Annotated in this window: 13 protein-coding genes; 5 read left to right on the top strand and 8 right to left on the bottom strand. The window is 57.9% G+C overall.

Annotated elements, in window-relative coordinates; genetic code table 11:
- Positions 1–44: 44 nt before the first annotated feature.
- The 3 genes from AC2D8O_RS07275 to AC2D8O_RS07285 form a co-directional block, all read right to left on the bottom strand.
- Positions 45–461 (bottom strand): MaoC family dehydratase, encoded by a 417-nt coding sequence (locus tag AC2D8O_RS07275; protein ID WP_484678134.1) that lies wholly within the window; start codon positions 459–461, stop codon positions 45–47.
- Between the two features lie 66 nt (positions 462–527).
- Positions 528–1,091, bottom strand: a complete 564-nt coding sequence (locus tag AC2D8O_RS07280; protein WP_484678135.1) for an NUDIX domain-containing protein — start codon at positions 1,089–1,091, stop codon at positions 528–530.
- 47 nt (positions 1,092–1,138) lie between these two features.
- Positions 1,139–2,674, bottom strand: a complete 1,536-nt coding sequence (locus tag AC2D8O_RS07285; RefSeq protein WP_484678136.1) for an OmpA family protein — start codon at positions 2,672–2,674, stop codon at positions 1,139–1,141.
- Between the two features lie 1,229 nt (positions 2,675–3,903).
- Between AC2D8O_RS07285 and AC2D8O_RS07290 the strand changes: the two genes are divergently transcribed.
- The gene (locus AC2D8O_RS07290) at positions 3,904–4,533 is read left to right on the top strand and encodes an SDR family oxidoreductase (RefSeq protein WP_484678137.1); all 630 of its coding nucleotides are present in this window, start codon (positions 3,904–3,906) and stop codon (positions 4,531–4,533) included.
- A gap of 64 nt (positions 4,534–4,597) precedes the next feature.
- Positions 4,598–5,443: an N-acetylmuramoyl-L-alanine amidase-like domain-containing protein gene (locus tag AC2D8O_RS07295; RefSeq protein WP_484678138.1), complete on the top strand. Its 846-nt coding sequence runs from the start codon at positions 4,598–4,600 to the stop codon at positions 5,441–5,443.
- A 10-nt stretch (positions 5,444–5,453) separates the two neighbouring features.
- On the opposite strand, the gene AC2D8O_RS07300 is transcribed toward AC2D8O_RS07295, so the two are convergent.
- Positions 5,454–6,152, bottom strand: a complete 699-nt coding sequence (locus tag AC2D8O_RS07300) for a helix-turn-helix domain-containing protein (RefSeq protein WP_484678139.1) — start codon at positions 6,150–6,152, stop codon at positions 5,454–5,456.
- Positions 6,153–6,362: 210 nt separating this feature from the next.
- On the opposite strand from AC2D8O_RS07300, the gene AC2D8O_RS07305 reads away from it, so the two are divergent.
- The 3 genes from AC2D8O_RS07305 to AC2D8O_RS07315 all read left to right on the top strand — a co-directional run bounded on the left by AC2D8O_RS07305 (position 6,363) and on the right by AC2D8O_RS07315 (position 9,653).
- Positions 6,363–7,022, top strand: a complete 660-nt coding sequence (locus AC2D8O_RS07305) for a YdcF family protein (protein WP_484678140.1) — start codon at positions 6,363–6,365, stop codon at positions 7,020–7,022.
- 86 nt (positions 7,023–7,108) lie between these two features.
- Positions 7,109–7,744, top strand: a complete 636-nt coding sequence (locus AC2D8O_RS07310) for a DUF697 domain-containing protein (RefSeq protein ID WP_484678141.1) — start codon at positions 7,109–7,111, stop codon at positions 7,742–7,744.
- Position 7,745: 1 nt separating this feature from the next.
- A complete protein-coding gene (locus AC2D8O_RS07315) occupies positions 7,746–9,653 on the top strand; it encodes an ABC transporter ATP-binding protein (protein ID WP_484678142.1) in 1,908 nt (635 codons plus the stop codon).
- Between the two features lie 11 nt (positions 9,654–9,664).
- On the opposite strand, the gene AC2D8O_RS07320 is transcribed toward AC2D8O_RS07315, so the two are convergent.
- The 4 genes from AC2D8O_RS07320 to AC2D8O_RS07335 form a co-directional block, all read right to left on the bottom strand.
- Positions 9,665–10,489, bottom strand: coding sequence for a universal stress protein (locus AC2D8O_RS07320; RefSeq protein WP_484678143.1), 825 nt, complete (start codon positions 10,487–10,489; stop codon positions 9,665–9,667).
- A 71-nt stretch (positions 10,490–10,560) separates the two neighbouring features.
- A complete protein-coding gene (locus tag AC2D8O_RS07325; protein WP_484678144.1) occupies positions 10,561–11,181 on the bottom strand; it encodes a tetratricopeptide repeat protein in 621 nt (206 codons plus the stop codon).
- 232 nt (positions 11,182–11,413) lie between these two features.
- The gene (locus AC2D8O_RS07330) at positions 11,414–11,980 is read right to left on the bottom strand and encodes a YqgE/AlgH family protein (protein ID WP_484678145.1); all 567 of its coding nucleotides are present in this window, start codon (positions 11,978–11,980) and stop codon (positions 11,414–11,416) included.
- 44 nt (positions 11,981–12,024) lie between these two features.
- On the bottom strand, positions 12,025–12,552 hold the full coding sequence (locus AC2D8O_RS07335; protein ID WP_484678146.1) for a D-glycero-alpha-D-manno-heptose-1,7-bisphosphate 7-phosphatase: 528 nt from the start codon (positions 12,550–12,552) through the stop codon (positions 12,025–12,027).
- Positions 12,553–12,559: the final 7 nt, after the last annotated feature.

A 12,559-nucleotide genomic window follows, 5' to 3' on the forward strand; every position in this document is an offset into this window, starting at 1 on the left:
AGCAGTCACCGGGCCTGTAAGGCAATAAGCGCGAACGGCGACTGTCAGGCGAAGAGCTTGATGGTCGCCGTTCCGTCTATTACGAGGGTTTCATCCTGCTTGAGGCAGGTGGTGCGGAGGGTGACGATCTTCTTGTCGACGTTGAGGTCTACTACCTCGACGCGGGCGGTGAGGGTGTCGCCGAAGTGAACGGGGGCCTTGAACTTGAGGTCCTGCGCCAGGTAGATGGCACCGGGGCCGGGCAGACGCGTGCCGAGTACGGCGCTGATGAGGGCCGCGCCCAACATGCCGTGGGCTATACGCTGCTTGAAGAACGTGCCCTTGGCGTACTCGGGGTCGAGGTGGACGGGGTTGCGGTCTTCGGAGATGTCGGCAAAGAGGTGTACCAGCTCTTCGGTGACGAGCTTGGAGATTTCGGCGGTGTCGCCCACTTTGAGTTCGGCGAAGGGGATGGAGCGCATGGCGGTAGTGTGGGGGGAAGCGGTGGAGGTAAGTACCCGTAAGCTACGAAAGGGCGGGTCTCAAGGCTAGAGTTTGCCCTCGAGCCGGAGGAGCTGTGCACGGAAGAGTGCGGCCACGCTCATGGCGTCGGTGATTTCGCCGCGGAGGGCCATGTCAATGGCGTCGGCAAGGGGCAGTCGGCGCAGGCGCAGTTCCTCGCTCTCCTCGGGCTGGGCTTCGCCGGGGGTGAGGCCAGTGGCGAGGTAGATTTCGGCGGCTTCGTCGGAGACGGAGTTGCTGAGGTGCAGGCGGGTTAGCAGGGAGTAGTGGGAGGCAGTGAGGCCAGTTTCCTCTTTGAGCTCGCGGGCAGCGGCTTCGAGTGCGGTTTCGCGGTCCAGTCGGCAGCCACCTTCGGGTATTTCCCAGGAATAGATGTCGAGGGGGTAGCGGTACTGGCCTACGAGCCAGGTGTAGCCTTCTGCGTCAACAGGGAGCACACCCACGGCCAGGTTGTGGTAATGCACCACTCCATAAATGCCGGGGTTGCCGCTCGGGTGCACCACCTGATGCTCGGTGATGCGGATCCAGGGATTGTCGTATTTCACCTCCGAGGACAGGGTTGTCCACGGGTTGCGGTGTTCGGGTTGCATGGGGCAAAGATAGCGTCAAAGCCCAGCCTGTGACCCGCTGGTGCGGTTCATATCATGATGATGCGCACCTCGACGCGGCGGTTGCGTGCGCGACCTGCCTCGGTGGCGTTCTCAGCAACAGGCTTGGTGGCACCCAGGCCGTTGACGCCGACACGGCTGGCGACAATGCCCTGTTCGATGAGGAAATCGGCCACGGCACGCGCGCGTGCTTCGGAGAGCTTGAGGTTGGCGTCGGCATTGCCTATGGCATCGGTGTGGCCCAGAATCTCGATGATCATGGTGGGGTATCGCTTCATCAACTCGGCGAGGCGCAGGAGCTCTGGGCGCGAGTTGGGGGCGAGAACGGCGGAGGCGGTGGGGAAGAAGAGGTTGTTGAGACGGACGGTCTGTCCGGCTTCGAGGCGGGCCAGAGTAAGGTCGCGGGTGAGGCGGCCATAGGTTTTGCCCGCGGGCATTTTCACCTCCAGGTTCTCGCTGACGGCCATGTAGCCGTAGGCTTCGGCCATGAACCCGTAGGTTTTACCCGCGGGCAGGATGATGCTGTAGGTGTTGGAGACGGTGTCGGTGTTTGCGATGCCCAGTTCTTCGCCGGTGGCGAGGTCTTCGTAGCGGATGGAGGCGGGCAGGGTGGCCTGGGTGCGCTGGTCGAGCACGCGGCCCGTAACAAGCATGACGGGCTTGGGCAGGATGGAGGCGGGCAGCAGGGCGCGATAGATGTCTTTGCTGGGCGACTGGTAGTTGCTGACGAAGTAGCCGTATCTGGCATCGGCGGCGAAGCGGAAGTAGTATTCGTCGCCGGGAGTGTTGATACGGGGGCCGAGGTTGACGGGCTTTGACCAGTGCTGCCAGGTGTCGTCGAGGCGGCGGGTCATCCAGATGTCGTCGCCGCCCTGTCCGCCTGGAAGGCCGTTGCTGGAGAAGTAGAGGGTGATGCCGTCGGGGGCGAGGAAAGGCGTGATTTCACTGCCGGTGGTGTTGAGGACCGCACCGAGGTTGCGGGGTGTGCTGAAGCTGCGGGTCTGCTTGCTGTAGAAGCTGACGTAGAGGTCTTCCTGGCCGTGGGAGTCGGGGCCGATGATGGAGAGGAGCAGGGTGACGCCATCGGCGCCGAGATAAGCGGACATGGATGCCTGCCCGGCGTTGGCATAGCCGTCGATCTTGAGGGGTGTGGGGCGGCCCCACTGGAGGGGTTCGCGGCGGGAGACGGCTACATCGGAGCCGGTTCGGGCGTTGGGGGCGTAGACAAGGAGCTGGGTGCCGTCGGGCGTGACGGCGAAGGGCATGTTGCAGGTCTGGTCGTTGAGGGGGGCGCCGGCATTGCTGGCAGGCAGGAAGTGGCCCTGGCTGTCCTGTACGCTGATGTAAATGTCCTGGAGGCCATAGCTGTCGGGCCGGTTGAGCGACCAGAAGAAGAGCATGCGGCCGTCGGAGCTGAGGAGCGGCGCGCTTTCGTCGTACTCGTCGGTGTTGATTTGCGGCCCCAGTTTTTCGCGGCGGTATACATCCTTGGCAGCAGTCTGTGCCCAGCTTCCGGTAGCTGATAGGAGCAGGAGTACGACCGTGGCCAGCCCAAAACGCCTCATCGTGTAGGTTGTAGTAAATAGAAGAGTTGCGCAAAGATAGGGTGTTCAATGAGTTTGGCTGTTTTATTCGGGGGTGAAGTGTATAAACAGCGCAAGGATGTGCGGCAGGCTGTCGGTGTGGCTGCTGGTGTTGGGCCCGCATTTGGTGTATGGTTGGGGCTTTTGGGCGCACCGGCAGATCAATCGGCGGGCGGTATATGCATTGCCGGCCGAGCTGCAGGCATTCTATCGGCCATTTGTGGGCTATCTGGGGGCCCAGGCTGTGAACCCCGACAAGCGACGGTACATTCTGCCTGTCGAGGCACCGCGGCATTTCATCGACCTGGATGTATACAGCCAGCCACCGTTTGTCGATGTGCCACGTGGATGGGAAACAGCTCTGCGGCAGTATGGGGCCGATTCGCTGGCCCGGCACGGGCTGCTGCCCTGGTATGTACAGCAGCTGTATCAGCGCCTGATACGCGCATTTGAAGACCGCCGCCGCGACGATATTCTCTATCTCTCGGCTGAGCTGGGGCACTATCTGGCTGATGCCCATGTGCCGCTGCACACCACCTGCAACTACAATGGCCAGCTGACCGGGCAGCACGGCATACATGGCTTATGGGAGAGCCAACTGCCCGAGCAGCTGCCCAAGCAGTTCGAGCGACTGGCCCCGATGGCCCGTTACTACGAACGGTTTGACATGGCAGTGTGGGCAGCAGTGTTTGCCTCGCATGCGGCGCTGGATACACTGTTGGCTACGGAAAGTGCCTTGCGGCACAGTATGGCCGAAGGCCGCCGTTGGCAATATGTGCAGCGTGGGCGGCAGTTGCAGAAACGCTATGCACCAGCTTATGTGGCTGCCTGGCACCAACTGCTGGAAGGGCAGGTGGAGCGGCGGTTTCTTGCGGCGGTGCATCTGGTGGGGTCGTGCTGGTATTCGGCGTGGGTGGAGGCGGGGCAGCCGCCGATTGCAGCCCTGCTCACAGCCGAGCCCCTGCCGCTGCCCGAGCACTATGACCATACTCCCGCACTGCTGGACAGCCTGCCCGAAGACCGTGAGGCCAGCGAGGCGGGCGGCGAAAAAGTTGGAACAATTCTGAATTTTCAAAAAAAATTGAAACCTGCCGAGGGGTGGCCGTGTTGTGCACATACATCCTTCTCCTCAACAGGTTATGCTTCAGAACAAGGTAATACTCATCACGGGCGGGTTTTCAGGTATCGGCAAGGCGGTGACAGAGCTGTTCATGCAGTCGAAAGCGAAGGTGGTGGCGGTGGGGCGCAACCAGGAAAACAAAGTGCCTTCGTACGCCGGGGGCAACTATCTGCCCATCGTGCGAAACCTGCGTACCGAGAAAGATGCCGAGGAGATTGTAGAGTTTGCGAAGGATAAGTTTGGCCAGGTGGACATCGTGCTGCACTGCGCGGGCAAGGGCCTGATCAAGCCCGCACAGGAGCTGGAGAAAGGCGATTTTGACCGTCTGTTTGCCGACAACTTTTTCAGCGCCATGCTGCTGACGCAGGCACTGCTGCCACACTTCCAGGAGCGGAAGGAAGGCACCATACTGTTTGTGCCGGGGGTGCTGGGTGCCAGAACGATGGCGGGCTCGGCGGCCTATTCGGCGTCGAAATATGCGCTGGTGGGCTATGCTAAAGCGCTGCGGGAAGACCTGCGGCGTACCCGCGTGAAAGTGACGACACTGTTTTTCGGTGGGGTGGACACCGAGTTCTGGAACGACATTGGACTGAACCCACAACGCGAGAAGCTGATTACGGTGCAGGACGCTGCGCGGGCTATCTGGTTTGCGGCGCAGCAGCCCGACTCGGCCGTGATGTCGGAGATGGTGCTGCAACCGTACAACCACCAGCTGATCTGAGCAGCAGGACAGCTTTTGCCGAACGGCCTGCGGGGTGTATCTTGGCCTGACCGATCACCGCGCCATGGTACGTATTGCCGTACTCTGTATCATCCTGCTTTTTGCTACCTCGGCCCGCAGCTCGCGGTATCTGGTGGGCAGCGCGTTTGTGGTGGGCAAATCGGAGCGGGCGCTTACCGAGGTACTGAGCGACAGCCTGCCCTACACGTGCTTTCAGGAGTTTTACGAACGGCACTATGCCCGATTTGAAGGGGTGCCCTACGGTGCCGGAGGCTGGGGCTGCAAGGCGGGCCAGACGCTTGTGAACCTGGAACAAATGGACTGCGTGACGTTCGTGGAGAACATACTGGCACTGGCGCTGGCCGCCCGAAATCGTCAGACGCAGCAGGGGCGTACACTGGAGCAGTTTGTGAGCCACCTCAACGCGGTGCGTTACTTTGGGGGGCGGAACCAAACCTGGGAAGACCGTCATTACTATTTCACTGGCGCGCTGGCTCAACTGGAGCGACAGGATTTGCTGGTAGACTTAGGCAGCGGCGTAGGTATGGCCTTCGCAAAGCCGATAGGCTACATGAGCCTGCACCCGGAGAAGTTCAGGGGTATACGCGACTGGCAGCGGATTACAGCACAGGAAGCTGCACTGACGAATGCCGAGCGGTATTACGTGCCCATAGACGGCATTGCGGCGTACCTGCCCTATGCCCAGACGGGCGACATAGTAGGGCTGGTGACGGAACAGCCGGGGCTGGATGTATCACATTGTGGGTTTATCCACGCAGAGGCTGGCGAAGTCCAGCTTACCCATGCGTCGTCGAAACAGGGACAAGTGGTGCTCCGCCAGGATCTGCTGGAGTATCTGGCCGAACGGACGAGCATTATCGGCATCGTGGTGTATCGGCCAGTGTTCTGAGCGGTGTGCGTCAGACGCGCTGCATCACCAACTGCACCCGCCAGAGTTTCTGGATGTCTTCTACCCGCACCTTGATAGGCGGGAAGTTGACGTCGGCGGCATAGAGCTCGATAATGCCCTGCTCCTGTACGCGGTTTACGACGCGGCGGATACCGAAGTGGCCGGCGTAGATGATAGCATAAAGGAGGCCGCTCTGGATGTAACGCATATCGCCGGTTTCGGCGGTACAGATGGCCATGCTGCCAGCGTTGAGGCCGGGCGCAGCACCGTCGCTGTCTACCTCGAAGGCAATGACTTCGCCTTTGAGCGAAAAGGCCTCGGGGAGGGCAAAACGCTGGAGGTCTTCTACGAGCGCCAGGTTATCGTAGTGGGCTACGAAACCCTGAATGGCGCGGTAGGGTACGAAGGTGTAGGTCTGGGATGGACGTGCGCTGGTACGTGGCAGGCCATAGGGCGATATGGTGTCCTGGAGCTCGAAGCCAGCGAAGGAGCCGCCGTCAGAGCCTTTGAGGAGCCAATCGGTAGAAACGCCGAGCTCCTGCGCCAGGGATACGACGACATCTGCTTTCGGGCTTTTGGACTTGCCAGAAAGAATATCACGCAGACCTTGGCCACTGAGACCGATTTTCGCGGCTAGTGCATTGATTTTAATACCCTTGGTACGAATGAGATGTGTCGTACGTGCGGATATGGTGTCTAGGGCAATCATGACAAAACTTGTACGTTTGGTTGTCAGTAAGCCTGCCCGAAATACCTTGCAACAAAAACGTACTGATGGTCAAACCAGGGAAAATTTGCCTGCAGCGCGATTGAGTGCTGAATATCGTTCAGACTTTTACTGGAAGTCCAAATTTCATCATTCCTCCGGAATTCCTCACTACCAAAACTAACCAATCGATAAAATTTTGTGAATCAGCACATGAGCTTCCGCAAGCGGCAATGGGTTCCTGACTGGATACGCCGCTGGTTTTTCAGATTTCTGATTCTGGGAATCTTGATTGGGCTTCTGTGGCTCTTGCGCTATCCCATATTGCGGGGCTTTGGCTATTATTTGTGGGCAGAAGATGCTGCTGCCCCAGTTGAGGTAGGTTTTGTGCTGGGGGGCGGGGAGCTGTCGCGGGGCGAATATTCGGCGAAGCTTTACACCCAGCGGTTGGTAAATCGGCTGGTGTTTACGGGGTCTCAGGCGCCGGAGCCAGTAGTAGCGTGGACCGACTCGGCTGTCAGTGAGGCAGATGTAACAGCACATGTAGCCAAAAAGGCAGGGGTTCCGCTGTTGGCAACGGAAATTCAGCGCGTGGGTACCTCAACTGTAGAGGAGTGTCAGTTTATTGTGAAACTATGCCAGGCGCGGAAATACAAGAAAGTGGCAGTAATTACCAACCGGATGCACCTTCGCCGCACGCGGTGGCAATTTGCCCGCGAAATGGAAAAGGCGAAGCTGGAAGGCGTGGAAGTGTTGTTTTTTGGTGCACCGAGCAAACGTTTTGATGAAAATGCGTGGTGGGAGAAAGAAGATGGGCTGATTTTCGTTAACAACGAGTACGTGAAGCTCATGTACTATCTGGTGAAATACTGAGCCGCGGGTGCATCTTTTCCTTAATCGTAACGTCTCTTCAGCATATGGGCCCGATGGATGTGTTTAATTTTTTCAAGCAATTGGGTATGAACAAGCGCGAGAAAGCTGACGAGATCGTCAAGCAACAGGTGTTATGGTCTTTGGGGGCAGGGCTGGTGCCGGTGCCACTATTGGATATAGCGGCAGTGACGGCAGTGCAGGTGGGCATGGTGAAAAAGCTGTGCGAACTGTATGAGGTGAAGTATGACGAAAGCTCGTCGAAGGCCATCATTACCTCGCTGGTGACGTCTACGCTGGCGAGTGTCGGCGCAAGCTTCGTGAAGGCGATTCCACTGGTAGGTACACTGTTGGGTGGGGCATCAATGGCGATTCTGAGTGGCGGTGCCACATATGCCATCGGCCAGGTGTTCATCCGGCATTTTGAGCAGGGCGGGACGCTGGAAACGCTCGATTCGGCAGCGGCCCGGAAAGTATTTGAAGAGGAGCTGGAGCGGGGCAAAGAAGTAGCCGCCCGCCTACAAAAGGAATGGATGGAGAAGCAGGCCAGCGGTAAAACAGAGGAGGCTGCCAGTGCCACAGGAACAAATGCCACTACGGCGGCACCTTCTGCACCGGATGATGTGTTTACGAAGCTGGAAAAGCTTGCAGCTCTACGGCAGAAGGGAATAATTACTGAAGCTGAGTTTGAGCTGAAAAAGCAGGAACTGCTACTTTCGCTCTGAGATGGCAAAACACAGACGGGCAGCCCGCGGCGCTGCCGACGACGCCCCCAAAGGCAAACTGGATCGTAAAGGCATCCGGGAGCTGGCGGGGCTTTTCCGTTACGTACGGCCCCATGCGGGCTATCTGATACTGGGCCTGGTGTTTCTGGCGCTGAGCAGCGCCACTACGCTGATGTTCCCTGCCATCATAGGTGGGCTGGTAGACACGGCGTCGAATGGGAACTCGCTACTGACGCAGATAGACCGATTGTTTGGAACAACGATGAGCGTTTCTGCGACATCATTGGCGACGTCCATCAACTCGCTGGCGATGGTGCTGGTGGTGGTGCTGGTGTCACAGTCGGTGTTCTCGTTTCTACGGATTGTGATGTTTGTGCGGGTGGGCGAGTATTCAGTCGCGGCGCTGCGCAAAGACCTCTATTCGCACATCATTCAGCTGCCGATGAGCTTCTTTACGTCTCATCGGGTAGGCGAGCTGAGTTCGCGCCTGTCAAACGACGTAAGCATGATCTACGATACGTTCACGTTTACGCTGGCGGAAATGCTGCGGGGCCTTGCCAGCCTGACAGTGGGTGTGGCGGTGATCTTCTACATCTCGACGGAGCTGTCGCTGGTGATGCTGGCATCGTTTCCGCTGCTGATAGTGGTGGCCATTTTCCTGGGGCGCTACATCCGGAAGATATCGAAGGAGGCGCAGGACCGCCTGGCCGAGGCGCAGGTGGTGGTAGAGGAGTCGCTACAGGGTATTCAGGCAGTGAAGTCTTACGCCAATGAGTGGTACGAGCGCAAACGCTACGAGACGGCCATAGAGGGCATGGTGAAGGTGGCACTGAAGGGAGGGCTGTTCCGGGGGGCTTTTGTTTCGTTTGTGATTTTTGCGCTGTTTGGGTCTATCGTACTGGTGTTGTGGTATGGCAGCCAGTTGGTCGCTGCGGGTGAAATCACGGTGGGTCAGCTAACGAGTTTTCTGATCTACACGATGTTTGTCGGTGCAGCCATCGGCAACTTTGGGGAACTGTACGCGCAGGTGTTACGCACCGTGGGTGCCACTGAGCGTATACGTGAGCTGATGGGCGAGACAACGGAACCCGTGAAGCTGGAAGCGGGGCAACCACGTGCCCAACGTCTTGCAGGCCGTGTGGCGTTCGAAGATGTGATGTTTGGTTACCAGGGCGACCGCAGCCGGGATGTGCTGAAGGGTATCTCTTTCACGGCCAACGCTGGCGAGAAAGTGGCGCTGGTGGGGCCAAGTGGTGCTGGCAAGTCTACGCTGATTTCGCTGTTGCTGCGTTTTTACCAGCCTCAGTCGGGGCGTATCCTGCTGGATGGCCGCGACATGGCCGACCTGCCACTGAGTGAACTGCGCGCCCAGATGGCGATTGTGCCGCAGGAAGTGCTGCTGTTTGGCGGCACGATTCGGGAAAACATTGCCTACGGTCGGCTGGACGCCACCGAGGAGGAAATACTGGAAGCAGCCCGCAAAGCCAATGCGCTGGAGTTCATCCAGGGGTTCCCGGATGGGCTGAGTACAATAGTGGGTGAGCGGGGTGTGAAACTGAGCGGCGGGCAGCGTCAGCGGATAGCGATTGCCCGCGCTGTGCTGAAAGACCCTGCCATTCTGCTGCTGGACGAAGCGACGAGTTCGCTGGACTCGGAATCAGAACATTTGGTTCAACAGGCGCTGGACAAGTTGATGCAAGGGCGTACGACGTTCATTGTTGCGCACCGACTGGCTACGGTACGCACGGCAGACCAGATACTGGTGCTACAGGGCGGCAGGATAGTGGAGCGCGGCCTCCACGATGAACTCATCCGTGTAGAAGATGGGTTGTACCGCATGCTGGCATCCATGCAGTTTACCGACGGCAAACTGCAGACTGGTGCAGAAGCTGAAGTGCCGTTGCTATAGAGAGCGCAGGATTACACCAACGCCAGAATAGGCACGTTAACGAGGTGCGTGCCGCTCTTTAGAGCAGTGGTGTTGAATATGTGGCCATAGATGCCTTTTTCGTTGGCATTGACTGCAATCCAGTCGGGCTTGACGACGTCGTTGAGATGGGCCATGGCATCATTCAGCGTATGCTTGCGTGCGCTAACGCTTTCAAAGGCATGATAGCCGAGTGAATCGGAGATGTTCTTTACAGCATTGGCATACCAATCGTCGGTATGCGCTTTGCCTTCCTTGGCAATGTGATAGGCCACAATGGTGGCGTTGAGGGCGCGGGCAGTCTTGATGAGGTGCCCCCAGGCGTTGAGGTTGGTATGCTCAAGATCTGTAAGACAGGCGATGCGCGGCGAGGGTTTGATGGTGCAGCCTTCAGGTACAGCAAGTACGGGGAAGTCGAGGTTCTGGATAACCGTAGCTGTATTGGTGCCGAGGATTTTCTCCTTGAGGTTGCTGACGCCTTTGGTGCCCATAACGGCCAGATCGTATGGCTGGCTTTCGGCCAGTCGAATGATTTCCTCAATAGCGAAGCCAGCGCGAGCGTATTCGGTGATTTTGACCTCTGGAAGGCCTGTTTTGTTTTCCGCAACAAACGCGCTTAGTTGTGCGCGCGCCTCAGCTGCGGCTTTCACCTCCAGTTGGTTGATGGCATCGAGAGACTGAAAAGGGCTGCTAGCCTTGATCCGATAAACGTTAAGGACGTGCACTTCGGCCTGCGTGGTGTGGGCAAGCTGAATGGCACTGCGGAACGCGGAGGTTGCGCAGGCGGAGAAGTCAATCGGGACGAGCAGTCGTTTCATAGGTATCAGTTCCTACGAAGCTACGGCGTGGTAGGGGAGAGTGCAACAGGGCGGCAGAGAAAGTAGCGAAATCAGACGCCGGTAGACTGTAGTGTGGCGGGGTCTACGGTAGTAAGCTTCCGGAACTCGGGGTCATGGGCGTAGAACTCGAAGACTTCTTCGTGGAGGGCTTCGGCGCTGTAGCGCTTATCGATGTCGATGGCTTTACGAAGATTCTCGAGGGTGTTGTTCCGGTCTTTCATTCCGGCGTAGAAAATCGCCTTGAAGTACCAGATACGGGCTTCCTTGGGGTTCAGCTCCAAGGCATGTGTGAGGGCTTCCATCGCGAGGTCTTCCTTTCCCACTTTGCGGTAGAGGAAGCACTTGGCGAACCAGAGTTTGGGGTCGTCCGGGAGCTGGGTTGTAAGCTTGTTAAGGAGATCAAGTGCTTCCTCGACCTGGCCCATTTTGCCTAGAAGCTGGCATTTGCTGTAGAGGGCTTTGGCGAAGTCGGAGTTGAGCTCAGCGGCTTTGGAATAGGCCTTGAGCGCTTCGTCGAAGCGGTTGAGGTTTTCGAGGGCAACACCTTTTTCGAACCAGGCTTCGGCATGTGAGGGTTTCAACTGCAGCGAAAACAGAAGCATGTTCAACGCCTCTTTGTATCGGGCCTGGTTGTTGAGCGCGACACCCTTTTCGTAATAGTGGAGGTACATTCTTCTGCTACTTCAGAGAGGTTGATCGAAGAGGAGCGGGTATGCAGAAAGAACCTGGCAACGTGGTGATGCCGTATGGGAAACGCAGCGGGGGAAGGTGTTGAGTTTCAGTTTCGTACAGGTTCAGTGGCTCAGCCAGCCTGTATTTCGGCAAACAGAAACAGGCAGGCAGAATCAGGTACTATAATAGACATGGCCGTGCTGAAATACAAACCATTTGGGCACAAAATGGTCAGTTGAGCCGTGGGTCCTCTGGGAAATTGGCTATGAGGGCAAATTCTCCGCCCATGTTGCGCAAGGTTCTCTGCCAGAGCTTAGCGGGGTCTTCCTGAAATATGGCAGGGGAACTGGGGGTGATGATCCAGCTCTTCTCGGTCATTTCTTCGCGAAGCTGTTCGGGCGCCCAGCCCGCGTAACCGACGAAGAAACGGGTGTCAAGGGGGCTGATGCGGCCAATGGAGAGGAGGTCGCGAATCTGTTCATAGGTGCCCCCCCAGAATATGCCTGGGGCTATCTGGTGGGTGTCCTCGACGAGGTCGCCATGACGGTGGATGAAGTGCAGGGTTTCGATCTGCACGGGGCCGCCGATGAAAAGAGTCGGAGAGACGGCAGCGGTGATGTCTTCCATGACATCGCTGAGGCGGGCATTGGCTGGGCGATTGAGCACGAAGCCGAGACTGCCTTCGTCGCCATGTTCCACCAAAAGGATGACACTGCGTTTGAAATTGGGGTCGGCCATCATGGGGTTGGCCAGCAGGAGCATCCCGGGGGAGAGTTGTTCGGTGCTTTCCAGATACATGGAGGTCCGTTTCAGGTATATACGAACCTAGCCCAAGAAGTGATTCAGTTGACGCTGGCGTTATGAAAATATTTGACCACCTGTTCCATGTCGGGCAGGTGTGCGTGCGCATAGGGAGATGTGTGATCGCCGACCATTACGGTGTGCATTCCGAGGGAATGTGCTGGGATAAGGTCGCGTTCGCGGTCGCCAATCATCCAGGATTTGCCGGGATTGAGGCCGTATCGGTGGAGCGCACGTTCAAACCAGAGCGCACCGGGTTTACGGCAGAGGCACGCCGAGAAATCGGGGTGATGGGGGCAGACGTAGAAGCTGGCAGGAGGGAGTCCCTGCTGCTGGAGTGCCAGCTGTACAGAGGTGTGCAGCTGTTGCACGAGGGTCAGGTCATAGAGGCCTTTGGCAATGCCGCCCTGATTGGTAATGATTACCAGCCGGTAATGCTGTTGGAAGGCCAGTTGGGCGAGGTCGAAGAAAGCGGGCTGCAGGATGAAATCCTGTGGATGGCAGACGTAGCCATGTTCGACATTGACCACGCCGTCGCGGTCAAGAAAGAGGCCTTTCTCGAAATTCATGGTGCAA

Source organism: Pontibacter sp. T17 (assembly GCF_057219875.1).